The organism is Candidatus Sodalis pierantonius str. SOPE (genome assembly GCF_000517405.1).
Classification (GTDB): Bacteria; Pseudomonadota; Gammaproteobacteria; order Enterobacterales; family Enterobacteriaceae; genus Sodalis_C; species Sodalis_C pierantonii.
Genome location: NZ_CP006568.1, coordinates 3075366 through 3102166 on the forward strand (window position 1 = coordinate 3075366; position 26801 = coordinate 3102166).

Genomic DNA, 26801 nt, shown 5'->3' on the forward strand with positions numbered 1-26801 from the left:
CCCATGGCAAAGCAAAAGTTTAAAATCACCAACTGGCCCGCATACAACAATGCGCTCAGGCAGCGGGGGGACCTGACAGTATGGCTTGATGAGTCAGCCATTGCTGCATGGACTGAGAGTACACCACCTGAACATCGTGGCCGGCCGCTTCACTACACCGATATGGCCATTACCACGGTTCTGATGATAAAGCGCGTGTTTAACCTTTCGCTCCGGGCGTTACAGGGTTTCGTTGACGCGATTTTTAAACTGATGGGGCTGTCGCTGCGCTGCCCAGATTACTCTCTGGTCAGCCGGCGAGCAAAAACCGTCGACATCAGCATAAAAACGCCAACCCGCGGCGAAATCTCACACCTGGTCATCGATGGCACCGGCCTGAAAATCTTCGGCGAAGGCGAATGGAAAGTTAGGCAGCATGGGGCTGAGAGGCGCAGAGTATGGCGCAAGCTTCATCTGGCAGTAGATAGCGCGACACATGAAATTATCTGTGCCGATTTATCGCTAAGCGGTACGACAGATGCGCAGGTGCTGCCCGGGCTGATTAACCAAACCCACCGGAAAATCAGGGAAGCGTCGGCTGACAGTGCTTACGATACGCGTTACTGTCATGATGCTCTGCTGAGGAAAAAAATAAAGCCGCTTATCCCACCGCGAAGTGGTGCGCAATATTGGCCAGCTCGATACCATGAGCGTAACCATGCGGTGGCAAATCAGCATCTGAGCGGCAATAACGATACTTGGAAAAAGAAAGTAGGTTATCACCGGCGTTCACTGGCTGAAACGGCCATGTTCCGGTTTAAAACACTTCTGGGTGGTCATCTGAGTCTGCATGACTATGACGCGCAGGTAGGTGAGGCTATGGCAATGGTCAAAGCGCTTAACCGGATCACGCTGTTAGGAATGCCAAACAGCGTCCGCATCATGTAACAATCGCCCTGATAGGGAGGAAGTCGTCACAAATTTCGGATTTATTCAACAAAGCGCACCACCGACAGTAAAACGGAACTGAGCGCCAGCTCAAGCGTCACCAGCGCGCCGTTGATAATTAATTGCGAATAACCAAAAAGCATCAATCATACCTGTCCTGGCGGAGGAGAAATAGAGCCTGTTTAGAAATTTGTGTATTTGCCTGATTTTGATATGTTCAATCCAACATCAAAAACAGGTTAATTTATGGACGAAAAACAGTTGTAGGCTCTGGCTAACGAACTGGCCAAAAATCTCAAAACCCCTGAAGATCTCAGTCACTTCGATCGGCTGCTGAAAAAAATCAGCGTCGAAGCAGCTCTCAATGCCGAAATGACCCATCACCTCGGCTACGATAAAAATCAGCCTAAACCGGGGACCAACGCCCGCAACGGCTATTCCACAAAAACCGTTACCACTGGCGATGGCCCGCTGGCGCTGCGTACTCCGCGCGATCGTGACGGTTCCTTTGAACCGCAACTGGTGAAGAAGAACCAGACCCGGATTACCGGGATGGATAACCAGATTTTATCGTTGTACGCCAAAGGGATGACCACCCGCGAGATCGCCGCCGCGTTCAAAGAGCTGTATGACGCCGATGTCTCGCCGGCGCTGGTCTCAAAGGTCACCGATGCGGTCATGAAGCAGGTTGTCGAATGGCAAAACCGGCCTCTGGATGCAGTCTATCCCATTGTTTATCTTGACTGTATCGTTCTAAAAGTCCGGCAGGACAGCCGCATCATCAACAAATCTGTGTTCCTGGCGCTGGGCATCAACATCGAAGGCCAGAAAGAGTTGCTAGGTATGTGGCTGGCCGAAAATGAAGGCGCAAAGTTCTGGCTGAACGTGCTGACAGAGCTGAAAAACCGCGGCCTGAACGATATCCTTATCGCCTGCGTAGACGGGCTGAAAGGTTTCCCTGACGCTATTAACGCGGTGTATCCGGAGGCGCGGCTCCAGCTGTGTATCGTGCATATGGTGCGCAACAGCCTGCGGTTCGTTTCCTGGAAGGACTACAAGGCCGTCACCCGCGACCTGAAAGCTATCTATCAGGCCCCTACGGAAGAAGCCGGCTTGCAGGCGCTGGAAGCGTTCTCCAGTGCCTGGGACATCCGCAAGGTGATCTACACGACCAACGCCATCGAGTCGTTAAACAGCGTGATCCGGCATGCCATCAAAAAGCGCAAGGTGTTCCCGACCGACGACGCAGTGAAAAAGGTGGTGTGGCTGGCGATACAGGCGGCCTCACAGAAATGGACAATGCCTTTGAGGGACTGGCGCATGGCAATGAGCCGCTTTATTATCGAGTTCGGTGACCGCCTGGACGATCACTTCTGAGAAAAGGCATTTACACAGAATCGTGTACAGAGTCTAAGCCAGCGCCGCCACCAAAGGAAGAACTTTTACCAGCTTTTTCATAAATGACCCTCAGTATAATTATTCATTGCCCGGCATAGCGTGTGTCCTTTTCCGTCGGAACCATTGCACATTTCATGCCATGTATCGCGCCGCCTGGGCGCATGGCGCAGAACGCGGCGAGACCCGCCGTAACCCACACCTTTGCGCCGCAAACGCGCGCTGCATCAGGCACGCCACCCGCCGCGCACGGCCGCCGTCGGCGACGCTGCACCATCCATTTACCCAGCATGTTCATTATTGGTGCAATGTTATTTTCATAAACCATTATTATGAAAATAATTATTAAATTGAATATATGGCTGGCCGCAGGCCTCAGCCGCCCTGCCAGCGCTGGAACAGATCTTGCGGCAGCATCAGATCGAATTGATCCAGCGTGCGGTTAACCGTTTGGTCAATGATGTCGCTGATTTGGGCGGGCCGGTGATAAAAGGCTGGGACCGGGGGCATGATGACCGCGTCGAGCTCGGCCGCCAGGGTCATCAGGCGCAGGTGGCCCAGATGCAGCGGCGTTTCACGCACCCCGAGCACCAACCGGCGCCGCTCCTTTAGCACCACATCCGCCGCGCGCGTCAGCAACCCATCGCTGTAGCTATTGACGATACCGGAGAGGGTTTTCATCGAACAGGGCAGGATAACCATCCCGAGGGTCTGGAATGAACCAGAGCTGATGCTGGCGGCAATGTCGCGGGAATCATGCACCACATCCGCCAGCGCCTGCACTTCGCGCAGGCTATAAGTCGTCTCCAGCGCCAGGGTTTGCCGCGCGGTCGGGCTCATGACCAGATGGGTTTCGATCTCCGGCAGCGTGCTCAGCACCTGTAGCAGGCGGACGCCATACACGGCGCCGCTGGCGCCGCTGATACCAACAATCAGACGTTTCATACCTCAACTCCCGCCAGTAGGAAAGACGAAAAAAAACCCGGCGCGTTTGACCGCCCGGGTAGAGATGACCAGTTGCCGTAAAGCGCGGGTACAGCGGCACAGCCTACTGCACCCGCGCGCTACCGATCAACCTTCGTTATGCATTTCCAGGTTTTCGACCTCGGTCTGGGCGCGCAGTGCTTTGGAATCGTCGTTGCGCAGCGACTCCAAATAATCGAGATAGCGCTGATCAATGTCACGCGTGACGTAAATACCGTTAAAGACCGAGGATTCAAATTGTTCCACGTCGGGATTATCTTCCCGCACCGCCTGTTCCAAATCGGCCAAATCCTGGAATATCAGTGCATCAGCGCCGATGAGCTGCCGGATTTCGTCGACCTCGCGACCGTGGGCAATCAGCTCTGACGCGCTGGGCATATCGATGCCGTAGACGTTCGGGAAGCGGATTTCCGGCGCGGCGGAAGCCAGGTAAACGTGACGGGCGCCCGCCTCGCGCGCCATTTCAACGATTTGCTCCGAGGTCGTACCGCGTACGATGGAGTCGTCCACCAACAGCACATTTTTGTCGCGGAATTCGGCGCGGTTGGCGTTAAGCTTCCGGCGCACCGACTGCCGACGAACCTGCTGACCGGGCATGATAAAGGTGCGGCCGACGTAGCGGTTTTTCACAAATCCCTGACGATACGGCTTATTCAGGATGCGGGCGATCTCCAGCGCGATATCGCAGGAGGTTTCTGGAATCGAGATCACCACATCGATATCGAGATCTTCCCACTCGCGGGCGATTTTTTCGCCCAGCATCTGGCCCATGCGCACGCGGGCGCTGTAGACCGAAATTTTATCGATGAAGGAATCCGGCCGGGCGAAATAGACATACTCGAACAGGCACGGATGGTGCCGGGGGTTCTCTGCGCACTGCCGGGTAAACAGCTGCCCTTTTGCCGTGACGTACACCGCCTCGCCCGGCGCGATGTCGCGCAGGAAATCGAAGCCCAGCGTATCCAGCGCCATGCTTTCGGAGGCCACGATATACTCATTGCGCCCGTCCGCCAGCGTGCGTTTACCGATAACCAGAGGGCGAATGCCGTTGGGATCACGAAACGCAAACAGGCCGTGGCCGATTATCATGCCGACGCAGGCGTAGGCGCCGCGAATTTGCTGATGGGTCGCCGCCACCGCCGCGAAGATGTTATCCGCCTCCAGCGGGTAATCCGGAAAACGATCCAACTCAGCGGCGAAGACGTTAAGCAGGATTTCCGAGTCGGAAGTGGTATTGACATGGCGCCGTCCGTTTTCAAACAGCTTTTTACGCAATTCGTGGGCGTTGGTCAGGTTACCGTTGTGCGCCAGGGTGATGCCGAACGGGGAGTTGACGTAAAACGGCTGCGCCTCGGAGGCGCTGGAGCTGCCGGCGGTCGGGTAGCGGACATGGCCCACCCCCATATTGCCCTGCAAGCGTTGCATATGCCGGGCCTCGAAAACATCTTTAACCAGTCCATTGGCTTTACGCAGGCGAAAGCCATTTAATGCATCGATGGTAACAATGCCTGCCGCATCCTGCCCACGGTGCTGCAGCACCGTTAATGCATCATAGATAGACTGGTTTACCGACATAAAACCGGCGATTCCGACAATACCGCACATGTGGTCATTTCCTCATCAGCGTTACCGGGACAACTACTGCCTCGGTAAGAAACTCGACGTGCTTTGCAGATAGTCAAAAAACCATCTGATGATACCGCTGAACTGCGGTATCAGCAGGGACTGCTGCCACTCCTGGCTGTGGGAGAAACCGGTGAAGGTGTCGAGAAAGAACAGCGCCGCCGACACGATTAGAACGCCCCGCAACGCGCCGAAGCAGACGCCAAGGACCCGGTCAGTGCCGGATAAACCGGTCCGCTCCACCAGTGAGCTAAGCACGTAATTGACGATCGCCCCAACAATCAGGGTCGCCACGAACAGCAGGGCAATCGCAATGCCGTTGCGTACCATCTGCTCTTCAAAACGGGTGAAGTATATCGCAAGGTAACTATAGTAATGACTGGCGACAAAAAATGCACAGGCCCAGGTTACTAAAGATAATGCCTCGCGCACGAACCCGCGAATCAGGCTCACCACAGCGGAAAAAACAATGATGCCGATAATGACGTAATCAACCCAGATCATGCATGCATCCCTTGATCATTCGCCCGGTCAGCTGGTTAGCGGCGAATTCTAACAGAAAAAGAAAACGTTTGCGTAGGGGATTTATCCCCCTGTTTAAATAAATAACGGCGATTAAAAAAAGCCAATCGCCGCAATGAGATAGCGCGAAGCGCTTCACCGACCAGACGCCCAGCGCCCCCCGCGAGGAAGGCTGTGTATCCTGCCGCGCCAGAGCAGCGCTTTATGTCGGGCCCTGGCATCGGGCCGCACCCCTAGTTGGGAACGGTAAAAGTCTAGCGTGCGCTATATGGCCGCAATTGGCCGTTAAGGCCGCTCAACTGATTCAATTCGCCGAGCGCGGATTGCAGTTTTTCCTTGGATGCATCCGGGCCGACAAATATCCGCGTAATCTGCCCCTGAACCGGCACCGACGGCGAGGTATAAACGCGGTAGCCCGACAGCCGCAGCTTAGCCACAATCTCCGACACTTTATCGGCGTTTTTCAGCGCGCCCAACTGCACCACCCACGCCTGCCCTTTCGGCGCCTGCGGTTTGGGTACCGGTTTGGTCTCAGGCCGCGCGACCGGTTTGGGCTCGGGTTTAACCGGCGCGGGCGGCGTGGTTTTCATCTCCGGCGGCGCCAGCGTTTCCGGCTGGCGGGAACCGCTGGCGGCATCGGGCAGCGGAGCCGCTGGCTGACCGCTGTTGGCCGGCCGGCTGGATTGTTCTACCGCCTCCCCCGCCCCTTCCGGCGGCTGGCTGGCCGGCGGCGTCGCATCGAGCTCATCGCTGTCGCCGGGCTTCGGCACCAGCGGAATGGCGGCGAACTCGTCCTGATAGTGTTTCTTTTTACCGTCTAGCAGGCCGGGCAAAATAATGACGCCGAGGGCGACAAGGATAATGGTCCCCACCAGGCGGTTCTGAAATTTACTCGCCACAATATTTCTCCCTTTCAGCCAGCGCCATGACCGGTGCCACGGTATGGAAAGAGCCGAAAACCAGCACACAATCCTCCGGCACGGCGTCCGCTATTGCCTGATGCCTGGCGCTTAGCACATCCTCGAACCGTTGCGCGTCGCTGTCAAGATGGGCGGCCAGCTGTGCGGCGCTGGCGGCGCGCGGCCCATCGAGGGAGGCGCAATACCAGACATCCACCTGCCCGCGCAGACAGGCGAGCGTGCCGGCGATATCTTTATCCGCCAGCATGCCAATCACCGCCCGCACCTTGCCGGTGCGGGGCAGCGCCGCCAGACGCCGGGCCAGGTAGCCGGCGGCGTGGGGATTGTGCGCCACGTCCAGTATCGTTAGCGGCGCTCGGCCGATACACTGGAAACGTCCCGGCAGCGAGGCCTCACGTAACCCCTGTCGCACCGCCGACTCCGGCACCGCGAACGGCAGGCGGCCGACGGAGGTCACCGCGGTGGCGGCATTCTCCAGGGGAATGGCAGGCAGCGGTAGCGCCGTGAGCTCGCGCAAGCCGTCCCACCAGCGCCAGTGCTGACCGTCGTGGTGCCACCACCAATCGCGGTCGCGGGCATACAAGACGGCGCCGCTATCGGCCGCGGCGGCGTCGAGCGTCGCCGGCCGATCGGACTCACCCACAATCGCCGGCCTGCCGCGACGGAAGATGCCGGCTTTTTCCCGCGCGATGCTGGCGCGATCCGGCCCCAGCCAATCGGTATGATCGAGGGCAATGGAGGTAATCACGGCGACGTCGGCGTCAACGATATTGGTGGCGTCCAGCCGTCCCCCCAGCCCGACCTCCAGGATCACCACATCCAGAGACGCTTGCCGAAATAGCTGTAGCGCCGCGAGCGTGCCGAACTCGAAATAGCTGAGGGAGGTGGCGCCGCGGCCGGTTTCGATAACCGCCATCGCCTCGCTATGGGCGGCTTCCGGCAATTCGTCGCCCTGGATACGCACCCGTTCGGTGTAGCGCAGTAAATGCGGCGAGCTATAGACCCCGACCCGCATGCCGCTGGCTAGCAAGATGGCTTCCAGCAGCCGGCAGGTGGTGCCTTTGCCGTTGGTGCCGCCGACGGTAATGACCCAGGGAGCCGGGCGCAGCAGATTCAAGCCGGTAGCCACATGGCTTACCCGCTCCAGGCCCAGATCGATGGGTTTGGCATGCAGACGTTCAAGATAATGAAGCCACGCGGCCAGTGGCGACGTGGCTTGAGGGATAGGCAGATTTTCCATACGTCCGTTCATTGGCTTATGCTGGGTTCTCACTAAGCCTGCCCCGCCCCGGCAGATGGCCGCGGGCAGGCTTGCACCGTCCGTTTAGGCCTCGTCCTGATGATCCTCCGGGACCGCATCAGGGCGCGGTTCGTGCGGCAATGGATCCTGCGGCTGCGGCCGATTGGTCAGTTTCGCCAGCAGGCTGGCAAGACGCAGACGCATTTCCGGGCGGCGCACGATAAGATCAATGGCGCCCTTTTCCAGCAGAAATTCACTGCGCTGAAAGCCGGCCGGTAGTTTTTCACGCACCGTCTGTTCAATCACGCGCGGACCGGCAAAGCCTATCAGCGCTTTCGGCTCAGCGACGTTCAAATCCCCCAGCATTGCCAGACTGGCCGAAACGCCCCCCATGGTGGGATCGGTCAGCACCGAAATGTAGGGCAACCGCCGCTCGCGCAGCCGCGCCAGCGCGGCGCTGGTCTTGGCCATCTGCATCAGCGACATCAGCGCTTCCTGCATGCGGGCGCCGCCGCTGGCGGAAGAGCATACCAGCGGACAGTCGTCCGCCATCGCCTGCTCCACCGCGCACACAAAACGCGCGCCGACCACCGAGGACATCGACCCGCCGATAAAGGCAAATTCAAAGGACGCGGCTACCACCGGCATACCGTACAGCGTGCCTTTCATCACCACCAGCGCGTCTTTCTCGTCGGTGGCCTTCTGGGCCGCCGCCAGGCGATCCTTATACTTCTTCGAGTCCCTGAACTTCAGGATATCTTTCGGCTCCAGCTCGCTACCGAGTTCTGACTCGCTTCCTTTATCCAAGAAAGCGTGCAGGCGCGCGCGCGCGGTCATACGCATGTGGTGATCGCATTTGGGGCAGACCTCCAGATTGCGCTCCAGCTCCGCGCGGTACAGCACCTGGCCGCAGCTATCACATTTGGTCCATACGCCCTCGGGAATGTTCGCCCTGCTCGCCGGGGTGATAGTGCTCTTATTGAGAATTCGTTCAATCCAGCTCATCGATAACCTTTCTGTTTGAACCTGGCATCCGCCAGTCCGCTATATCTACTTGACCTTTTACCGCGGCGAGAAGGCCGCCGTTTTGCGCGCTCCCCGCCGGGGATGGCGCGCCAAAGGTTGCCCATTAAACCATAACGGCCAGCGACTTGGCACAGAAAACTCTGTACTTTGTACACATTTTGCCCGCCGGCATCGGGAAATTACTCACTTTTACCGTTGGCGGCCAGTCGGCGCTGGCGCCACACTTCCACTACGCCCGGCAGCACCGATAGTAGGATAATCGCCACGATAAGCCACTTCAGATTCTGCTGCACCATCGGCATATTGCCAAAGAAATAGCCGGCATAGCTGAACAGTAGAACCCACAGTAGGCCGCCCGCGACATTATACAGCGCGAAATGGCGGTAGCGCATATGTCCCATGCCGGCCACGAACGGCACGAAAGTCCGCACGATAGGCACAAAACGCGCCAGGACAATCATTTTACCGCCGTGGTGCAGATTCCGACGTATCCGATCAGCTGTTCCGGCGACATCCGATCAGTTATTCCGATATTTTCCGATCACCCATTCCAGTGATATTCGATCACGTGTTCGCTCATCTTCTGACTCGGGTTTAGTCTATTTTTCCTGTGCTGGCTACTCCTTGCTCTTTGCGTAGTGATTCGCCTTTAAGTTCCAGTCTATAGCTGGGGTGTACTGACCGATCGAGTAACGCGTCAGCTGTCGTGGGGTTTTCTATCAGTCCATACCATTTTTTCACCGGCAGTTGACTGATCAGGATGCTGCTGCTTTTGTCGTAGCGATCTTCCATCACCTCCAACAGCATCGTTGCCTGCATCGGACTTATTGATTCTAGGCCCACATCGTCCAAGATCAGTAACTCTATTTTTTCTAACTGCTTAAGCTGTTTTAGATAGGTCCCGTCTACCTGACACTGGTGAAGATGGGCCAGCAACCGACCCACTCGCCAGTAACGCACGCTATATTGCTGCCGGCATGCCTGCTCACTAAGCGCACAACTGAGCCAGGTTTTGCCCGTACCTGTCGGCCCCGTGATGAGTATGCTTTTCTGATATTTCAGATATTGTCCCCCTAGCAGATCTCGCATCTGTTCCGGTGTCACTCCTCGGCTAGGGATATAGCGGATATCTTCCGGTTTTGCCTGCAAGCGCATTTGCGATTGCCGTCGAATACGGCATATTTTGTTGTTTTTTCTATGTAAATTTTCCGCTTCTACCATCAGCGACAACCGCTCCTCGAACCCCAGCTCCCCATAACTCCCCGGGAGTTCGCGTTGCGTCTCCAACGCCTGGACCATTGCCGACAACTTCAGCTCTCGCAGAGCCATTAACAGTGTATCCATATTTATTCTCCTTAGTGATAACTGTCCGGACCTCGGAGGTTTTCGTGAACCAGCATTGATACGCCTGCTCCGTCCTGGGTGACCTCACTTTCACGACCGTGTTTCAATACGTTGGCTATGAAAGAGCGGTTAATGCACCCTTTCTCCAACGCCAGCGCGCAGGCCTTCTCCAGTCGCGTCGTCTCATAGCGCCGTTGCAGATTGAGTAGCCCCAGCACGGAGCGGTAAGCCTGCTCAGGATGGGCTTTGCTCTTTTGGATGGACTCGACCACTTTCAGTGTGCACACACCCACCGACAGCGCCCAACTGCACAGCCTTTCCGGCGTCCACTGACTCTACCCCTTATGGTTAACCGGCATGTGCGCCGCCTGAGTCGTGTGCCTATAGGCGTTATCGCTGCGAGGGTGCGTAGCCACGCAAACGCCCTTATGGTGGATTTGCACCAGCCGTTGGGTGGCGATGACGTCAACGCGCTCGCCAACCAGCGGATGCGGCACCGAGTACCAGTTTTTGCCGTAGTCTATGTGGTAATCAGGTCCCACTCGGGCAACGAGATACTCACTGTATTCCCATTGTGTGGGCGGTAGAGGCCCAAGAGCCGGTTTGTCCAGCTGCTCGAAGCGTTCAAGGCGACTTTGTCCGCCGTAATGACGCATCGGGCGCAGATTCAACTCATGATTGAGTTCTCGTATCACCTGGTTGAGTTCGGCCAGCGAGTAGAACCTACGTTTACGCAACCGGGCCAAAACCCAGCGTTCTACCAGCTGCACAGTTGATTCTGCCTTCGCCTTGTCTTTCGGTTTTCTCGGGCGCGCCGGTAGCACCACTGTCTCATAGTGATTTGCCAGCGCCTGGTAGCTCTGGTTTATGACCGGCTCATAGCGGTCAGGGGTGCTGACAGCGCTGCGCAGATTATCAGGTATCATCAGCTCCGGAACCCCACCCATGAAGTGCAGACAGCGGCTATTGGCGTTGAGCCACGATGCCATGTCCTGGCCTTCGCAGGCTTCGATATACGCATAGCCTGACACGCCCATGGCAGCGACGAAGATAGCGACCTGGCGTACGCTACTGGTCGCAGGGTTGACGATAGGTACGGTGGGGCCACAGAAGTCGATGAAGAGCTTTTCGCCAGCCTTGTGCTCCATGCGCATAGAACGCCGCTGCTTCTTTTTCCAGTCACGGAACAGTGCACAAAACTGTGAGTAACCGAGGGCATCACCGCCCACGGTGGACTGATATTCCATCCAGAGCAGCTGCTTGGTCATGCCCTTGCGGCTTAACTCGGTATCGATATCAAGCCAGCTGGGTAAGGTATTGATAACTTTTCCGGATTTGCCGGGATAGAGCAGGCGGTCGAGGTCGACGGGGGACAGTTCCGCCGGCAATGGCCAGACCAGGTTAGCTACCGTGAATCGGCCGAGGATATCGTGCACGGTAGTACAGCCTATGCCGAGCGCTGCTGCGATAGTGCGATTCGAGCGACGCTGCTCGAATTTCATACGTAAGACATTAATATAGATGCACATTTCCGTTCTCGCTTTCTTTTTTTTACGTGCCATGCCATGCCCCCGGAAGCTAAAAGTCTCCAGAGTATGGCGGAACAGAAGATGAGCGATCGGACAGAATCGGAATCGCTGATCGGGCGACCGGAATCAGTGATCGGATGAAATCAGAATTAGTGATCGGGTGAAATCGGAATCAGTGATCGGATGTGACCGGAACCAGCACGTGGCGGGCGTAAAACTGGTGGGTTTTTTCCAGATAGCTTCGGCGGAATATTTTCGAGTCGGGGCGGCTGAACAGCTTTTCGCCGAACAGGCGGCCAATGGTATAATTGACCGCATCGGCGGCGACAAACAGCAACGAGCCCTCCGGCAGGAAAGGCGTGACCACCAGACCGGTTTCGCAAAACAGAATCAGAGACAAAAAAGCATACACCCAAACACCATACTGCGCCACCAGTTCTGCCAGGTAGACATCGATATGTAAAATAAAATCGATGATAAATTTTATATATTCCATTCAGTTATCCCGGTAACGCAACGCGATAGACATTAGCGGTCACTCCGCTAGAAATAACGGCCCCGGCGGTGGCGCAGGCAGGGCGAAACGCGATGGATACTCCACCGCCACCAGATAAAGCCCCTCCGCCGGGGCGGTAGCGCCGGCCTGTGTCCGGTCGCGGCACGCCAGCAGTTCGGCTATCCAGCTTTCCGGCCGGTTGCCGCAACCTACCTCCAGCAGACTGCCTACAATATTACGAACCATATGATGAACAAAAGCATTCGCTTTGATATCCACCACCACATATTGCCCCTGGCGCGTGACGTGCAAATGGTGCACGTTGCGCCACGGAGTGCGCGATTGGCACTGCAGGGCGCGAAAAGAGGTGAAATCGTTCTCCCCCAGCAAACATTGGCCCGCGCGCGCCATCGATGGCGCATCAAGGGGGGGGTAATAGTGCGTCAGCCTGCGGCCGAGCAGCGCCGGACGCAGGCGATGGTTATAAATAATATAGCGGTAGCGCCGGGCGGTGGCGCTGAAACGCGCATGAAAATCGTCCGCCACCGGCGCCACCCAGCGCACGGCGATATCGGCGGGCAGATTGGCGTTGACGCCCAGCGTCCAGGCGGCGTCCGGCCGGCGCGCCCGTGTGTCGAAATGGACCACCTGCCCCGTCGCGTGCACGCCGGCATCGGTACGGCCGGCACAGTGGACCGTGACAGGCTCGTCGGCGACCGTCGAGAGCGCGCGCTCAAGGCACGCCTGCACGCTTGGCACTTCCTGCTGACACTGCCAGCCGTAGTACGCACTGCCATCATACTCAATCCCGAGCACCAGCTTCATCGCGCCATCATTGGCCGCCGCCGGCATCGCTTCGTCCACCTCGGGGAGCGGCGCCGTTTGCGCCGTTACCATGCGCTGGCCTCGGCCATCAGTTTTTCCGCGGTGAGTATCGCCATCAGCGCGCCGCCGAAGCGAACATTGTCCGCCACTGACCAGAATTGCAGTAAATCGGGCATGCCATAATCGTTACGCAAACAACCAATCTTCAGCGCGACGTTCCCCGAGGCATCTTCCACCGGCGTCGGGTAGTCCAGCTCGTCGCTCAGGGTCAGCCCCTCGCCGGCCGCCAGCGCCACGCGGGCCTCTTCCGCGGCCATCGGCCGCAGCGTTTCCAGATGCACCAGCTGTGCATGGCCGTAGAATATCGGCGCCTGCACGCTGCTGACCGAAATCGGTAGCCCCTCATCGCGCAGGATTTTGCGCACTTCATCTACCAGACGGCGCTCGCTGCACACCGATCTCGCGTCGTCGGGCAGCAGCGGCAGCAAATTGAACGCCAGCTGACGCGGAAAGAAGCCGGGCTCAGCGGCCAAACCATTCAACAGGCGCGCGCTCTGGCCCGCCAAATCGTCTACCGCCGCCTTACCGTGGGCGGACGCGGACAGCATCGTGCTGACGTGCAGATGGCTCAGGCCCGCCAAATCGGTAAGGGGTTTTAGCGCCAGCAGTAATTGACTGGTCAAGGCATCCGCCACCATGTTACGGTTGCGGTAATCGGCCAGCACATCGTCATTGACCCCCGGCACCACGAGCGGGACGTCCGGCTCCAGGGCGAACAGGCCGCTGACATCCACAACCAGACAGCCGGCGGCGTCAGCGGCATACAGCGCCGAGGCCTGAGCGCCGGCGACAAAAACGCCAACTGCGCCTGCGACCAGTCGAATTGCGCTGCTTCGCTGACCTGGAGACTTTGCCCGTTGACCCGCACCGTCTCTCCGACGCTACGCTCGCTGGACAATAAAAAAGTTCCCCGAACGGGAATTGGCGCTCCTGCATAATATCCAGCAGCGCCGTACCGACTGCGCCTGTTACCCCAAGAAGGGCGATATTCCAGCCGTCAGACATCATTTCATCTCCCGTTATTGGGATGCCTCACGGCGCTCTACTGCGGCGGCATCCGTCATCAAAATGTGGTGGGACGCCCTTGGCGCATCCGCCGCCCGCCACGGGCCCGAGGATGCACGGGCGGGACAGGCCCGCCGGCGCCTCGCGGTCTCACTCGGCAACAAAGGCGTCCTGTGCCTTGCGCGCCCTTAACCGACGGCCGGCCGGGCCTGGAATCCCAGTTGCCGCAGGGTATCCGCGCCAGCGTCGTCGTCGGTCTCTACGCAGAGCGACGACCACTCCCGACGCTGATAATAGTGTTTACGCAAGCGATCAAACTCGCCCGGCAGACCGGCCGCGCGACGCAACTGCATATCATCACGCCGCACATCATAGACCAGATGTGCCAACAGGCGCAGCGCTTCTTCGTCAATGGCGCCGCGCAGATGGATACGCTCCACCGCCGGCGGCGGCAACAGCGCCGCCAGGCTCGCGCGCGCGTCGCTGCCAACGAAGGCGCTGTAGGCATCGAAGACCTGCGTCGTGCCGCGCGCCTTGCCTTCCAGCGTATAGCCGGCGATATGAGCGGTACCGATATCAACGCGGGCCAGTAGCGGCAGCGACAACGCCGGCTCCGGCTCCCAGACATCCAGCACCACACCCAGAGGCTTACCCTGCTCCAGCGTGTGCAGAAGAGCGGCATTATCCACTACCGCGCCGCGGCAGGCATTAATGATAATACGGCCGGCCGGCAGCGCCGCCAGCAGCGTCTCGTCGACCAGATGCCAGGTCGCATGCCGGCCGGCGCGGGTGAGCGGCGTGTGGAAAGTCAGCACATCCGCCTCAGCCACCAGCTTTTCCAGCGGCTGCCAGTCGCCCGGCGCCCCCGCTTCCGCCAGCGGCGGATCGCACAACAGGGTACGCACGCCGAACGCATTCAGCCGCCGCTGTAAACGGCCGCCGACGTTGCCGGCGCCGACAATGCCGACGGTCTTATCGCGCAAGGCGAAACCGTCGCGCTGAGCCAGCCATAGCAGCGCGGAAAAAACATACTCCACTACCGCAATCGCATTGCAGCCCGGGGCCGCAGAAAAACCAATTCCCGCCTGCGCCAGCCAATCCTCATCCACATGATCGGTGCCGGCGGTGGCGGTACCGACGAACGCGACCCGGCTGCCGTCGAGCAGGGCGCCGTCGACGCGGGTTACCGAACGCACCATTAGCGCGTCGGCCAACGCCGGCGCGGGAATGGCTCTGCCCGCCACCGCCTGTACGTCGCCCAAGCGACCAAACAGCGCCTCGGCGTAGGGCATATTCTCATCCACCAGGATTTTCACATCAGGCTCCGGCAGTACCCTGCCATCAAACGTTAAAGGGGGAATATTCTGCCACCGAATGCACAAGAATCCCAACCCTATCACGCTTCATTTTGCCATTGCCGCCGGCGCAACCCGCTAAACTTGCCGGGGGCATGGTCTAATGATGCCAGTCCGGCAGAAAATGCCATCCCGGTGCCAGAGGCTACCGCTGCCGGCGGGGGCTTGCTATTATCAGCCCCCTACAGCCGCGCGCGTTCGCGACGCCGCGCCGGATTTTCACCATCTGCCATCCCGAGAGGACATGTACTATGCAACCAGTTACCGGTCCCGGTACGCCGCCACGGGGTCAGACACCGCCGCCGACCGGCCCGGATCAGCCGTTGACCACCGCCCAGCGCACCACGCTTGAGCGGCTGATTACCCGCATCTTGGCCCTGAGTCCCAGTAAACCCGCGGAAATTTGGGCCGCGCTGTTCCACCATCTGCACATTGCCGGCGACGGCGAGTTACGGGTGCGGCATTTCATCGCCGCCGAACAGATGCTACAGGGGCGATTGTTGACGGCGCAGGAGACGCTCGCCGGCCGACAGCTGTTGCAGCAGCTGACCGATCTGTTGCCCCAGGGCAATAATCGGCAGGCGGTCAGTGACTATATTCGCAGCCAGTTCGGCCACACCGTGTTAAGCCAACTGGACGCCGGCCAACTGCATCAGGTGCTGCAATTACTGTAAAGCGAGCAATTGGATATTCCAGCGCCGCAGCAGACCGCCATGACCGATCGCACCCTGCTGCCGGCGGAACACCAGGCCATCAGTCAGCTCATTACAAGGCTGGCGGCGTTGACCGGCGAAATGCCGACCGAGCTTTGGGAAAGTCTGCACCGCATGATGGGGCTGAAATCCGGCGATCCGATTCTCGCCCGCCATTTCCCGCTGTTAAGCCAGTTTTTACAAAGCCATCTTACGCTGTCGCAGCAGGGGCATCCCACGCTGGCGACGCTCACGGCGGTGCTCAAACATCCCATCCACGGCGAGGAGCAGCAGGCGGTGGAACAATACTGCCGGCAACATTTCGCCGCCGACAGCCAGACGCCCTTAACCAGCGCCCAGGTCAACGCGGTGATGCAGTATCTGTTTATTTATCGCCTGAGTCGCACCCAAAGCCAGCACCAAACCCCCGATGTCCGGCTGCTCCAGCCGGTGACCCATCCGCTCATCGCGACGGAACACGAGCCGCGGCCCGTCCGCGCGGCGCGTTCGCCGCTGGTGATCGGGGTGTCCGTCGCCGTGGCGCTGCTGGTGATCTGGCTGCTGGCCCGCTAGTAGCCGGGCGCGGCGCTACAGGGTAGGCGCGGGGGAAGATTGACTGATGAACGCGGCTGAGGTGGTTACTGCGCGGGGCGCAACGCGCGCCGGCCTGCGGCGAGCCGACGCGGGCGACAACGGTTTTTTTGCTGTGGCAAACGCGGGAGGCCGTTACCCTGGTAGCGGGCGCGCAGTGCGCCGTTTACGCGCGCGCCCAGGTGCCGGTCAAAGGCCGGAGTCGCCGCTGTCCAGCCGTCGCTGCCGGGCGAAAAGCAGCGTTACGGCAACGCCCACCAGCGCGCATAGCATGGCGGCGCCAAATACCAAGGCATAACCGAAGGCGGTCGCCAGCATACCGGTTAGCGGTCCGGTCAGGGCATAGGCGACATCCTGAAACGCGCTGTAGCCGCCTACCGCCGTCGCACGCGTCTGCGCCGGTACTCGTTTCACCACTTCCACCCCCATGGCGGGGAATATCAATGAGCATCCGGCGCCGGTCAAGCCCGTCCCCAGCAGCGCCAAACCGGGATCCGTCGCCAGCCACAGCAGCGCGAGGCCGAGCGCTTCCACCGCCAGCGAGATGAGTGTCAACCGTACGCCGCCTAAGCGATCCGGCCAATGGCTGCCCCAAAAGCGCAGGGCGACAAAAGCAATACCGAAGGCACTGAAAGCGAAACCGGCATGATCCCAATGCCGCAAATTGAAATACAGTGAAACGAAGGTACCGATGGCGGCAAAACCCACCCCCTGCAGCGCCAGCGCCATCCCCGGCAGCCAAATCAACCTGAGCACCGCTTTGAGGGACGGCCGATTGCCGGGATGCGGTCGAATCGACGCAATGCGGGCATTGCAGGCCAGGGCCAGCAGCGGCAATAGCAGCGTCGTTAACCCGAGAGTAATAAAACCACCGGAGCGGTGATAGAGCAGCAGACCGACCGGCGCGCCCACCGCCAGCGAGCCATAAATTGCGGCGCCGTTCCACGACATGACCTTACCCGCCCGCACCTGTCCCAGCAAACCGAACCCCCAGCTTAGGGTACCGGTCAGCAATTGGCTCTCACCAAAACCCAGCATCACGCGCCCTATCAGCAGCAGCCCGTAGCGCGGATAGACCGGCAACGGCAGCAGGGCGGAAAGCAGATAGAACACGCCGGCCAGTCCGCATGCCGCCATCCCCTGAAGCGCGGATCGCTTGGCGCCGCACTGGTCGGCGAGCCTGCCGGCGTAACTGCGGTTCAGTACCGTGGCCAGGAACTGAACACCGACCGCGACGCCCACCAGGGTATTACTGAGCCCCAGCTCGTCATGGACGTAAAGCGGGATAACCGGTAGCGGCAACGCCACGGTCAAATAACACAGAAACACCGCGCTACACAGCGAGAACAGCGTCTTATTCGCCGGAATGGTGCCCAATGTAGTCGGTTCAGCATACATAGTGCGGGCTTGCTCCTGACAATTAACGGCATAGAGAGCATAAAAAAACCAACGCCCTTTCCCTGCCGAGGCCGTCACGGTAGAGAGGGAAGCGTTGGTTAGCGTGAAGGCTTACGCCATTGTACGGCAAAGGGGCCGCGAAGGCCGGTGCCCCACGGCGCGTCCGCATCCGACGCGGCTCAGCGGTATTTCCGCATAACAAGCGTGGCGTTGGTGCCGCCGAAACCAAAGCTGTTGCTCATCACGGTAGTCAAGGTGCGCTGGGTCGGCTCGGTGATGACATTCATCCCTTCCGCCTGCGGATCGAGTTCGTCAATATTGATGCTCGGAGCGATGAAACCATGCTCCAACATCAGCAGCGTAAAGATCGTCTCATGCACCCCTGCTGCGCCCAGCGAGTGGCCGGTCATCGCTTTGGTGGAGGAGAACGCCGGATGCTGGCTGCCGAAGGTTTCACGAATCGCCCACAGCTCTTTCACGTCGCCGACCGGGGTGGAGGTGCCATGGACGTTAAGATAATCCACCGGCGTATCTACCTCTTTCAGCGCCATATGCATACAACGGATGGCGCCTTCGCCGGACGGCGCTACCATGTCCACGCCGTCGGAGGTCGCGCCATAACCGATGATTTCGGCATAGATATGGGCGCCGCGGGCCAGGGCGTGCTCCAGCTCTTCCACGACCACGATACCGCCACCGCCGGCGATAACAAAGCCGTCGCGATTGACGTCATAGGTGCGCGACGCTTTCTGCGGCGTTTCGTTGTAGCGGGTGGATAACGCCCCCATGGCATCGAATTCACAGGCCATTTCCCAGCACAGCTCTTCACCGCCGCCGGCGAAGACCACATCTTGTTTGCCGAGCTGGATCATTTCCACCGCATTGCCGATACAGTGCGCGGAGGTCGAACAGGCGGAACTGATGGAATAATTGACGCCGCGGATTTTAAAAGGCGTCGCCAGACACGCCGATACGCCGGAGGCCATGGCTTTGGTGACCATATAGGGCCCCACGCCGCGCAAACCGCGGGCGCGCATGCCGTCGGATCCGGCAACCTGATTGCGCGGCGAGCCGCCGCCGGAGCCCACGATAAGGCCGGTGCGATCGTTGGAGACCATGTCGGGGGTTAGGCCGGAATCGGCAACCGCCTGCTCCATGGACAGGAAGGCGTAGACAGAGGCATCACTCATAAAGCGCGCCATTTTGCGATCAATCAGCCCGGTAGTATCGAGTTTGACATTGCCCCAGACATGGCTGCGCATGCCGGAATCTTTCAATTCCTGGGAAAAGGTAATCCCGGAGCGGCCTTGTTGCAACGCGGCCAGGACTTCTTTTTGGTCGTTACCGATACTTGATAAGATCCCCAGGCCGGTAATCACAACACGTTTCATTTAATACCTCTTGTAATAATATTTGAGTTTCAGTCACGCACTTTAGCTTACAGATGTAAGCTGAACAAGTCCGATCAGCGGATGTTAGTAAAATTTGCACCGGAAAGCCCGCGTGGTTAGAATCGTGCCACTTTCCCTGCCGTGAGCCTGCTGCCGTGAACCGCCACGCTATTGTACCCGCCGTCGTGCGCTGGAACGAACAGGGTACACCTGTATCCCAAAAATTTGATGACGTTTACTTTTCCAATCAGGATGGGCTGGCGGAAACGCGCCATGTTTTTCTCAACGGAAACGGCTTGCCCGCCCGCTTTAGCCATCATCCGCGCCCGGTGTTCAGGGTGGCGGAAACCGGGTTTGGCACCGGCCTCAATTTTCTGGCGTTATGTCATGCTTTTGACCAACATTGCCGGCAACAGCCAATAACGGGCGCGCGGCGCCTGCACTTCATCAGCTTTGAGAAATTCCCCCTCGGTCCTGAGGATTTGCGCAGCGCGCTTGAGCCCTGGGAAGAACTGGCGCCGCTGGCGCGCGAACTGCAAACCCTCTGGCCGCAGCCGCTGGCCGGCTATCACCGCCTAGAGCTGGCGCACGGCCGAGTAATTCTCGATATCGGCTTCGGCGATGTAAACGCGCTGATCCCCACGCTGGATCCCAGCCTTGACGATGGCATCGACGCCTGGTTTCTCGATGGCTTCGCGCCGGCGAAAAACCCTGATATGTGGCAGGAAACGCTGTTTGCCGCCATGGCCCGGTTAGCGGCGCCGGCCGGCAGTTTCGCTACCTTTACCGCCGCCGGCTTTGTTCGCCGCGGGCTTCAGCAGGCCGGATTCGCCGTGGCGAAGGTTAAAGGGTTCGGCCATAAGCGGGAGATGCTTACCGGCACGCGCCTGCCGCGCCCTGGTATGCCCGTCCCGCGGCCGCTGTTCCTGACGATGTAGCGATTATCGGCGGCGGTATCGCCAGTGCGCTTACCGCGCTGGCGTTACAACGGCGCGGCGCCCGCGTCACGCTCTATTGCGCCGACGGTCAACCGGCGCAAGGCGCTTCCGGCAATCGTCAGGGCGCACTCTATCCGCTGCTCAATCACCGGTATGATGCCTTGGCCCAATTTTACGCCACCGCCTTTCCCTATGCGCTGCGCTGCTATCAACAGCTGGCGGCGCAAGGCGTGGTTTTTGAACATCATTGGTGCGGCGTCACCCAGCTGGCCTGGGACGAGAAAAGCGCTACAGCTCGCCGAGCGGCAGGGACTACAAACACACTACCGCAGGCCGGTCAACGGCCTAAACGCCGACGGCAGCGGCGGCTGGGGGGTGAGGTTCGCCGACGGACTCGAAGCGCGCCACGCCACGGTCGTGTTGGCCAATGGACAGGGGATGAGCGCGCTGGCCCCTACCACGTTGCTGCCGCTTTATGCGGTGCGCGGCCAAGTGAGTCATATTCCGGCGACGGCGCCGCTGGCGGCGCTGCGCCAGGTCCTGTGTTTTGATGGTTATCTGACGCCGCAAAGCCCCGGCAACGCTTGCCATTGCTTGGGGACCAGCTATCAACGCGGCGACGCCGGTACGGATTACCGTGAAAGCGAACAGCAGCAAAATCTGCAACGATTGCGGGATTGCCTGCCGGAGGCGCCTTGGCTGGACGCGGTGGATATCAGCGGCCAGCAGGCACGTTGCGGCGGAAATCGTGGCGGCCCAGATATTCGGCGAGCCCTTGCCGGTCAACCGCACCGTGGCACAGGCCTTGAATCCCAACCGTTTCTGGATACGCAACTTATTGAAGGGGAAAGAGATCGTCCAGCGGCGGCCTTCCTCCCCGCGCGCAGAGGACTCATAAGCGGGTGAAGCGAGCGCAGGGTGCAAGGATGGCTACATTCACCCTCTCCTACTGGACAGCCGTTGTTGTAAGCCGCTGCGCGGGACGGCTGAACCTTGGACGTCCGCTACCGCCGCTGATTGCCGCGCGTAACCGCGCTACTCCCCCGCCGCCGTCCATCGGCGCCCCATGCGACGCGAAACCGGGTGCGGGTCAGCGTCACGGTGGCGCGACTCAGCCCGCGGCGCGCTGATAGAGCGTTTGCCACATCGTTTTGACCAAAATCTGATCCGGCGGCGACAGCTCCCCTTTACTGATGGCGCGCTCAAGACTTTCCTGCACTCGGCTATGCAGCGCTTCCAGGGTATGCTCGCCGTTCTGTTCGGTTTCCGCGACCGCCAGCGTCAGATGACCACGCAGATAGCCGCCGGCGAACAGTTCATCGTCACTGGCATGCTCGACCATTTCATCGATCTGCGCCAGAATGCGCGCTTCAAAATCCGCGATCATACTCATCCTCTTGATGATGTTGTAATGCTATTCTTTTAGGTCTGATGGCAAAGGGAACTGCTCTTGCGCCAGCGGCGGCGTTTGATAATAGCGGTGCAGCGCCTGTTTAAACGCCGCCGGGCGTGGCCCTACCCCGTTTTCCAGATTCAACATGACCTGTGCATGCACCTGCCGCTGGAATAAAATGCGATCAGGCTAACAATCTCCATTGAGATTATCGCAGCTGACATGAAAGGGGAAGCCGGCGGCGACGCAAAACATCCATTCCAGCGCCTGCGGTTTGATTTCGGCGCGCTCAAACTGCGCCTGCGTGTCGGCATCGCGCCCGTCGGGACAATACCAGTAGCCGAAATCGACCAAAAGCCGTCGGCGAGCGCCCGCAATGCACCAGTGGGCGATTTCGTGCAGCGCGCTGGCATAATAGCCGTGGGCGAAAATGATGCGATGATAGGGCGCCGCGTCGTCGGCGGGAATATAGAGGGGCTCTTCGTCGCCTTTAATTAACCGCGTATTCAACGTGTCGGCAAAACAGCCGTCGAAGATGTCAATTAACTGTTGGTAATGATGGGGTTGTACGGACATGCTTTACCTTTACAGCCACACGGCCAGCCAGTGCGCAATAGCGGCGCCGTGATTGTCATAAATCAGTTTGATACTCATCAACAGCGATACCGCCACGATCATCGGCCGGATCAGCTGCTGCCCTTTCGCCAGCACCATGCGGGCGCCAAGCCGTGCGCCCAGAATTTGTCCCGCCAGCATCACCAGACCGACCGCCCATATCACTTTGCCCGAAAGGACAAACAGCATCAGACCGCCGAAATTGGAGGTAAAATTCAGTACATTGGCATGTGCGGTGGCGGTGGCGGTGGCGGTGGCGGTGGCGGTGGCGGTGGCGGTGGCGGTGGCGGTGGCGGTGGCGGTGGCGAGGTTATACCCGCTTAGCATAACAAAGGCCAGAGCGTAAAATGAACCGGCGCCTGGCCCAAAAAAGCCATCGTAAAACCCCACGCAGCCGCCGGCCACCAGGGCGAATGGCCAGCCGGATAACCGACGTTGCCGATCTTCGGCGCCGATACGCGGCATCAGCAGGAAATAGAGGCCTATCGCTATCACCAGCAGCGGCAGCAGTTGGCGCAGCAAATCGGCGCGCACATGCTGAATAAAAACGACGCCCGCCACCGCTCCCAGCAGAGTCATGGCGATGTTGCGTTTCTGATCGGCGAGCTTCACCGTCCCCCGACGCACAAAATACAGGCTGGCGGAAAAGCTGCCGCCCACGCTTTGTAATTTATTGGTCGCCAGCGCCTGCGTTGGGGCCAGCCCCGCGGCCAGCAGCGCCGGGATGGTGATAAGCCCGCCGCCGGCCAGCGTATCGATAAACCCGGCCAGTACCGCGACGAAAAACAGCCCCGCCAGCAGCCAGGGCGAAACCACTAACCAATCCATACTCAATTCCCTAATGACGGTAGCGCGGGGCCATCACTGGCCCCGGCGACGCTGGCGCGGCGGCCTGCTTTTCAGGGCAATACCCGATGCCGATCGAGCAGCGCCTGACAGGCGGCAGGCGGCGGCGTTTTTTTCACCGGTGCGCCGGTGCCGGGTTTGGCCGGCAGAAACCAGCTCTCCAGTTCGGCGCCGCAACCGTCGCCCGGCGGCGGTGCCGGCTGATCGACGCAGTCGCGGCTGCCCGGCGGACAGCGCAGCCGTACGTGCATATGGGCCCGGTGACCGAACCAGGGCCGAACCTTGCGCAGCCAGTCGCGATCGCTGCCCGCATCCAGGCACAGCTGTTTTTTAATGGCCGGATTGACAAAAATACGGATGACCTGGTCATCCTCCGCCGCCAGTTTAATCAGCGCGGCGGTTTGCGGCTGCCACAGGCGCGGCACTACGCCGCGGCCGTTGGCTGACACCAGATCCAGCGGCTGGGGTTTCAGCAGTTGGGAGGCGCTCCAGCGCTGACGCGGCGTCTGTAGCCAGATATCCGCATCCAGTCCCGACTGGTGGCTGGCGTGCCCGCTGCTGAACCGGCCGCCGGCGGCATCGCCATATCACCGACCAGCACCTCTCCCAGCCCCAAATGTTTCACCTGATTACTCAGGCGCTGGATGAACAACAGCAGATCCGGATGGCCGAAATAGCGCCGCTGATCCGGCCGTAACACCTGATAATTCCCCGCCTCCAGCGGCAACGGCTGGGCGCCGACAATACAGCCGTTGGAGAAGCTGCCGATGGGGCTGGGCGCGCCGGCGATGGGATACTCGATTTTTTGCTACGGCGTCTGCGCGGCGCCCGCGCCGAATGCCGCCAGCCAGACCGTGATTAGCCTACGCATCATGGTCACCATATCGGCGCCGCCGCAACAACGTCCGCACACTGCGCACGCTGGCGCAACAGATGATCCATCAACACGATCGCCATCATGGCCTCGGTGATCGGCACCGCGCGAATGCCGACGCAGGGATCGTGACGACCGCGGGTCACCATTTCCACCGCCTCGCCGCTGCGGTTCACCGTCCGACCGGGCACCATGATACTGGAGGTGGGCTTCAGGGCGAGATGAGCGATAACCGGCTGGCCACTGCTGATGCCGCCGAGAATGCCGCCGGCGTGATTGCTTTGAAAACCTTCGGGGGTGATCTCGTCGCGGTTTTCGCTGCCGCGCTTGCCGATGACCGCGAAGCCATCGCCTATCTCGACCCCTTTCACCGCGTTAATGCTCATCAGCGCGTGGGCCAGATCGGCATCAAGGCGGTCGAATACCGGCTCACCCAGGCCGGCGGGCAAATTCTCTGCTACGATCGTAACCTTGGCGCCAATGGAATCCCCGGCTTTTTTCAAATCGCGCATCAGCGCATCGAGCGCCTCCAGACGGTCGACATCCGGGCAGAAGAAGGGATTTTGTTCCACCTGCGCCCAATCTTTGAGTTCGCAGCGAATATCGCCCATTTGCGCCAAAAAACCGCGCACCTGCACGCCGCAGTGTTGCGCTAGATATTTCTTGGCGATGGCGCCGGCGGCGACGCGCATCGCCGTTTCCCGCGCCGATGAACGACCGCCGCCGCGATAATCCCGTCGGCCATACTTCTGTTCGTAGCTGTAATCGGCGTGGCCCGGACGGTAGAGATCTTTGATAGCGCTGTAATCCTGCGAGCGCTGATCGGTATTCTCAATAAGTAGCCCGATGCTGGTGCCGGTAGTGACACCCTCGAATACGCCGGAGAGGATCTTCACGCGGTCCGGCTCGCGTCGCTGCGTGGTATAGCGCGACGTGCCGGGCCGCCGGCGGTCGAGATCGCGCTGCAGATCCTCCTCGCTAAGCGGGATACCCGGCGGTACGCCGTCGACGATCCCGCCCAGGGCCGGGCCATGGGATTCCCCGAAGGTGGTAACGCGGAAAAATTGCCCAATACTGTTCCCTGCCATAGGGACTCCTTCTCAATTCCTGATAAATAAAACAGACACGCCACGGCCGCACGCGAGTTCTGCGGCCGGGCCAGGGGTTTTAATCACGGTACAGCTTGAAAAGTTCGCCGCAGGCGATCAACTGTTGCCGCGTCAACATGAATACACCGTCGCCACCTTGGGCGAATTCCAGCCAGCGGAATGGCACCTGCGGGTATTGCGCCATCAAATGCACCATGCTGTTGCCCACTTCGCAAATCAACACGCCATTCTGGGCAAGATAATCGGGCGCACAGGCCAGAATACGCCGCACCAGCTTGAGGCCATCGCTGCCGGCGGCCAGGCCCAGCACCGGTTCAGCGTGAAACTCCGCCGGCAAATCGTTCATATCCTCTTCATCCACATAAGGAGGATTGGTCACGATCACGTCATAGGCCAGCGGCGGTAAGTCACGGAATAAATCGGAGCGAATCGGGGTGACCTGATGCTCAACGCCGTGCGCCTGGATATTTTGCTCCGCCACCACCAATACGCCGGGGGCAATATCCACCGCGTCCACCTCCGCCTCGGGATAGGCGTAGGCGCAAGCGATGGCAATGCAACCGCTACCGGTACACATATCAAGGATATGCGTCGGAGAATGGGACAACAGATCGCGAAAACGATCGGTAATCAGTTCGCCAATGGGCGAACGCGGGATCAGCACGCGATCGTCAACATAAAATTCCAGTCCGCAAAACCAGGCCTTGTTGGTCAAGTACGGCACGGGTATGCGCTCATTGACCCGGCGGATCACCCGCTCAACCACGCGGGCACGCTCGCTGGAGGTCAGGCGCGCGCCGTGCATCTCCGGCGGCAGATCCAGCGGCAGGAACAAACTGGGCAACACCAGCTGTAACGCTTCATCCCAGGGATTGTCGGTACCGTGGCCGTAATAGAGCTGCGCGGCGTTAAACCGGCTGACCGTCCAGCGCAGCATATCCTGTATGGTATGCATTTCCGCTACCGCTTCACCCACAAAAATTTTGTCCAATCTGCCCTCCGCGGCCTTCACTTTCTTCAACAGGCGCTAGTGTGCCATGAAGTGACGGACAAAGCAGCAGCCAGTAAACCTTGGAGGGAAACAGCGCCACTTTTTTCGCCGTCAACGGTAAGGAAAGGGTAAACTGAGATAAAATGCTAGGCGCAGAGCGAAACAATGAAGAAACGATTTACACTGGCGGAGGATGATCTGCTGCTGTTCAGGCAGACGGTGGTAGGCGCTAAGCCGCTGCCCCAGCACCGGGTAAGACCGCCCCCGCCGCGGCGCACGAAATCCGCCCTGCCCCCGCGACGATTGATTCAGGAGCAGGTGGACGCCAGTTTTTACTTTTCCGATGAATTCCAGCCGCTGCTTCAGGAAGAGGGGCCGCCGCGCTATGTCCGGCCGGACGTGAGCCCCTATGAGGTGAAAAAGCTGCGGCGCGGTGACTATACGCCGGAGCTGTTTTTGGATCTGCACGGGCTCACGCAGGCGGAGGCAAAACAGGAACTGGGCGCGCTTATCGCCGCCTGCCGGCGTGAACATGTGTATTGCGCCTGCGTCATGCATGGACACGGCAAACATATTTTGAAGCAACAGACGCCCCTGTGGCTAGCGCAACATCCTAATATCAAAGGCTTTCATCAGGCGCAGAAGGAATTTGGCGGCAGCGCGGCGCTATTGATTCTGGCGGAGCTGGCGTCCTAAAAGATGACGGTTGCGA

General features: G+C 59.6%; 19 protein-coding genes and 8 pseudogenes. 5 read left to right on the forward strand and 22 right to left on the reverse strand.

Annotated elements, in window-relative coordinates; all coding sequences use genetic code 11:
* Positions 1 to 3: 3 nt before the first annotated feature.
* Positions 4 to 927: an IS5-like element ISSoEn1 family transposase gene (locus SOPEG_RS15435; protein ID WP_038468887.1), complete on the forward strand. Its 924-nt coding sequence runs from the start codon at positions 4 to 6 to the stop codon at positions 925 to 927.
* A gap of 59 nt (positions 928 to 986) precedes the next feature.
* Here the strand turns inward: SOPEG_RS15435 and SOPEG_RS27710 are convergent.
* Positions 987 to 1070 (reverse strand): annotated as a pseudogene (locus SOPEG_RS27710) (amino acid ABC transporter permease); the annotation flags it as partial.
* Positions 1071 to 1197: 127 nt separating this feature from the next.
* Between SOPEG_RS27710 and SOPEG_RS15440 the strand changes: the two are divergent.
* On the forward strand, positions 1198 to 2304 hold the full coding sequence (locus SOPEG_RS15440; protein WP_148297105.1) for an IS256 family transposase: 1107 nt from the start codon (positions 1198 to 1200) through the stop codon (positions 2302 to 2304).
* A 393-nt stretch (positions 2305 to 2697) separates the two neighbouring features.
* On the opposite strand, the gene SOPEG_RS15450 is transcribed toward SOPEG_RS15440, so the two are convergent.
* From SOPEG_RS15450 to pdxB, 13 genes and pseudogenes are all read right to left on the reverse strand, one after another.
* Complete coding sequence (locus tag SOPEG_RS15450; protein ID WP_025246020.1) at positions 2698 to 3267, reverse strand: UbiX family flavin prenyltransferase; 570 nt, start codon at positions 3265 to 3267, stop codon at positions 2698 to 2700.
* 126 nt (positions 3268 to 3393) lie between these two features.
* Complete coding sequence (purF, locus tag SOPEG_RS15455; protein ID WP_025246021.1) at positions 3394 to 4911, reverse strand: amidophosphoribosyltransferase; 1518 nt, start codon at positions 4909 to 4911, stop codon at positions 3394 to 3396.
* Positions 4912 to 4944: 33 nt separating this feature from the next.
* Positions 4945 to 5433 (reverse strand): colicin V production protein, encoded by a 489-nt coding sequence (gene cvpA, locus SOPEG_RS15460; protein ID WP_025246022.1) that lies wholly within the window; start codon positions 5431 to 5433, stop codon positions 4945 to 4947.
* Between the two features lie 272 nt (positions 5434 to 5705).
* A complete protein-coding gene (dedD, locus tag SOPEG_RS15465; RefSeq protein WP_025246023.1) occupies positions 5706 to 6350 on the reverse strand; it encodes a cell division protein DedD in 645 nt (214 codons plus the stop codon).
* Positions 6340 to 7611 carry a bifunctional tetrahydrofolate synthase/dihydrofolate synthase gene (gene folC, locus SOPEG_RS15470; protein WP_025246024.1) on the reverse strand — a complete coding sequence of 424 codons (1272 nt, stop codon included), beginning with the start codon at positions 7609 to 7611 and terminating at the stop codon, positions 6340 to 6342. Before folC ends, dedD begins: the two co-directional genes overlap by 11 nt.
* An 84-nt stretch (positions 7612 to 7695) precedes the next feature.
* Entirely contained in the window at positions 7696 to 8616 is a 921-nt protein-coding gene (gene accD, locus SOPEG_RS15475; RefSeq protein ID WP_025246025.1) for an acetyl-CoA carboxylase, carboxyltransferase subunit beta, read from the reverse strand.
* Between the two features lie 200 nt (positions 8617 to 8816).
* Positions 8817 to 9128 carry a VTT domain-containing protein gene (locus SOPEG_RS15480; RefSeq protein ID WP_257720390.1) on the reverse strand — a complete coding sequence of 104 codons (312 nt, stop codon included), beginning with the start codon at positions 9126 to 9128 and terminating at the stop codon, positions 8817 to 8819.
* A 103-nt stretch (positions 9129 to 9231) separates the two neighbouring features.
* Positions 9232 to 9981, reverse strand: coding sequence for an IS21-like element ISSoEn3 family helper ATPase IstB (gene istB / locus SOPEG_RS15485; RefSeq protein ID WP_025246027.1), 750 nt, complete (start codon positions 9979 to 9981; stop codon positions 9232 to 9234).
* An 11-nt stretch (positions 9982 to 9992) separates the two neighbouring features.
* Positions 9993 to 11543: pseudogene (gene istA, locus SOPEG_RS15490) on the reverse strand (IS21-like element ISSoEn3 family transposase).
* A 169-nt stretch (positions 11544 to 11712) separates the two neighbouring features.
* A pseudogene (locus SOPEG_RS15495) lies at positions 11713 to 12006 on the reverse strand (SNARE-associated domain-containing protein); the annotation flags it as partial.
* 39 nt (positions 12007 to 12045) lie between these two features.
* Positions 12046 to 12858 carry a tRNA pseudouridine(38-40) synthase TruA gene (truA, locus tag SOPEG_RS15500; RefSeq protein ID WP_025246029.1) on the reverse strand — a complete coding sequence of 271 codons (813 nt, stop codon included), beginning with the start codon at positions 12856 to 12858 and terminating at the stop codon, positions 12046 to 12048.
* Positions 12859 to 12896: 38 nt separating this feature from the next.
* A pseudogene (locus SOPEG_RS15505) lies at positions 12897 to 13896 on the reverse strand (aspartate-semialdehyde dehydrogenase).
* Between the two features lie 188 nt (positions 13897 to 14084).
* The gene (pdxB, locus tag SOPEG_RS15510) at positions 14085 to 15212 is read right to left on the reverse strand and encodes a 4-phosphoerythronate dehydrogenase PdxB (RefSeq protein WP_025246030.1); all 1128 of its coding nucleotides are present in this window, start codon (positions 15210 to 15212) and stop codon (positions 14085 to 14087) included.
* 290 nt (positions 15213 to 15502) lie between these two features.
* On the opposite strand from pdxB, the pseudogene flk reads away from it, so the two are divergent.
* Positions 15503 to 16516 (forward strand): annotated as a pseudogene (gene flk, locus SOPEG_RS30950) (flagella biosynthesis regulator Flk).
* Positions 16517 to 16723: 207 nt separating this feature from the next.
* Here flk and SOPEG_RS15520 read toward each other — a convergent pair.
* Complete coding sequence (locus SOPEG_RS15520) at positions 16724 to 17932, reverse strand: MFS transporter (RefSeq protein ID WP_025246031.1); 1209 nt, start codon at positions 17930 to 17932, stop codon at positions 16724 to 16726.
* 179 nt (positions 17933 to 18111) lie between these two features.
* A complete protein-coding gene (fabB, locus tag SOPEG_RS15525) occupies positions 18112 to 19323 on the reverse strand; it encodes a beta-ketoacyl-ACP synthase I (RefSeq protein ID WP_025246032.1) in 1212 nt (403 codons plus the stop codon).
* A 155-nt stretch (positions 19324 to 19478) separates the two neighbouring features.
* Between fabB and mnmC2 the strand changes: the two are divergent.
* Positions 19479 to 21002: pseudogene (gene mnmC2 / locus SOPEG_RS15530) on the forward strand (tRNA (5-methylaminomethyl-2-thiouridine)(34)-methyltransferase MnmC2); the annotation flags it as partial.
* Between the two features lie 370 nt (positions 21003 to 21372).
* Here mnmC2 and SOPEG_RS15535 read toward each other — a convergent pair.
* The 6 genes and pseudogenes from SOPEG_RS15535 to prmB form a co-directional block, all read right to left on the reverse strand.
* Entirely contained in the window at positions 21373 to 21648 is a 276-nt protein-coding gene (locus tag SOPEG_RS15535; protein WP_025246033.1) for a YfcL family protein, read from the reverse strand.
* Between the two features lie 27 nt (positions 21649 to 21675).
* A pseudogene (locus SOPEG_RS15540) lies at positions 21676 to 22230 on the reverse strand (elongation factor P hydroxylase).
* 9 nt (positions 22231 to 22239) lie between these two features.
* Entirely contained in the window at positions 22240 to 23097 is an 858-nt protein-coding gene (locus tag SOPEG_RS15545; RefSeq protein ID WP_025246034.1) for a TSUP family transporter, read from the reverse strand.
* Positions 23098 to 23168: 71 nt separating this feature from the next.
* Positions 23169 to 23917 (reverse strand): annotated as a pseudogene (gene mepA, locus SOPEG_RS15550) (penicillin-insensitive murein endopeptidase).
* A 74-nt stretch (positions 23918 to 23991) separates the two neighbouring features.
* Positions 23992 to 25077: a chorismate synthase gene (gene aroC, locus SOPEG_RS15555; protein ID WP_025246035.1), complete on the reverse strand. Its 1086-nt coding sequence runs from the start codon at positions 25075 to 25077 to the stop codon at positions 23992 to 23994.
* 79 nt (positions 25078 to 25156) lie between these two features.
* Positions 25157 to 26089 carry a 50S ribosomal protein L3 N(5)-glutamine methyltransferase gene (prmB, locus tag SOPEG_RS15560; protein ID WP_025246036.1) on the reverse strand — a complete coding sequence of 311 codons (933 nt, stop codon included), beginning with the start codon at positions 26087 to 26089 and terminating at the stop codon, positions 25157 to 25159.
* Between the two features lie 165 nt (positions 26090 to 26254).
* Between prmB and smrB the strand changes: the two genes are divergently transcribed.
* Entirely contained in the window at positions 26255 to 26785 is a 531-nt protein-coding gene (gene smrB / locus SOPEG_RS15565; protein WP_025246037.1) for an endonuclease SmrB, read from the forward strand.
* Positions 26786 to 26801: the final 16 nt, after the last annotated feature.

What these genes read in the sequence shown, in the direction of transcription:
- SOPEG_RS15450 (WP_025246020.1), bottom strand. Translation starts at nt 3,267, where the DNA reads ATGAAACGTCTGATTGTTGGTATCAGCGGCGCCAGCGGCGCCGTGTAT.
- truA (WP_025246029.1), bottom strand. Translation starts at nt 12,858, where the DNA reads ATGCCGGCGGCGGCCAATGATGGCGCGATGAAGCTGGTGCTCGGGATT.
- SOPEG_RS15435 (WP_038468887.1), top strand. Translation starts at nt 4, where the DNA reads ATGGCAAAGCAAAAGTTTAAAATCACCAACTGGCCCGCATACAACAAT.
- fabB (WP_025246032.1), bottom strand. Translation starts at nt 19,323, where the DNA reads ATGAAACGTGTTGTGATTACCGGCCTGGGGATCTTATCAAGTATCGGT.
- folC (WP_025246024.1), bottom strand. Translation starts at nt 7,611, where the DNA reads ATGGAAAATCTGCCTATCCCTCAAGCCACGTCGCCACTGGCCGCGTGG.
- SOPEG_RS15520 (WP_025246031.1), bottom strand. Translation starts at nt 17,932, where the DNA reads ATGTATGCTGAACCGACTACATTGGGCACCATTCCGGCGAATAAGACG.
- SOPEG_RS15545 (WP_025246034.1), bottom strand. Translation starts at nt 23,097, where the DNA reads ATGGATTGGTTAGTGGTTTCGCCCTGGCTGCTGGCGGGGCTGTTTTTC.
- aroC (WP_025246035.1), bottom strand. Translation starts at nt 25,077, where the DNA reads ATGGCAGGGAACAGTATTGGGCAATTTTTCCGCGTTACCACCTTCGGG.
- cvpA (WP_025246022.1), bottom strand. Translation starts at nt 5,433, where the DNA reads ATGATCTGGGTTGATTACGTCATTATCGGCATCATTGTTTTTTCCGCT.
- purF (WP_025246021.1), bottom strand. Translation starts at nt 4,911, where the DNA reads ATGTGCGGTATTGTCGGAATCGCCGGTTTTATGTCGGTAAACCAGTCT.
- SOPEG_RS15535 (WP_025246033.1), bottom strand. Translation starts at nt 21,648, where the DNA reads ATGATCGCGGATTTTGAAGCGCGCATTCTGGCGCAGATCGATGAAATG.
- smrB (WP_025246037.1), top strand. Translation starts at nt 26,255, where the DNA reads ATGAAGAAACGATTTACACTGGCGGAGGATGATCTGCTGCTGTTCAGG.
- istB (WP_025246027.1), bottom strand. Translation starts at nt 9,981, where the DNA reads ATGGATACACTGTTAATGGCTCTGCGAGAGCTGAAGTTGTCGGCAATG.
- accD (WP_025246025.1), bottom strand. Translation starts at nt 8,616, where the DNA reads ATGAGCTGGATTGAACGAATTCTCAATAAGAGCACTATCACCCCGGCG.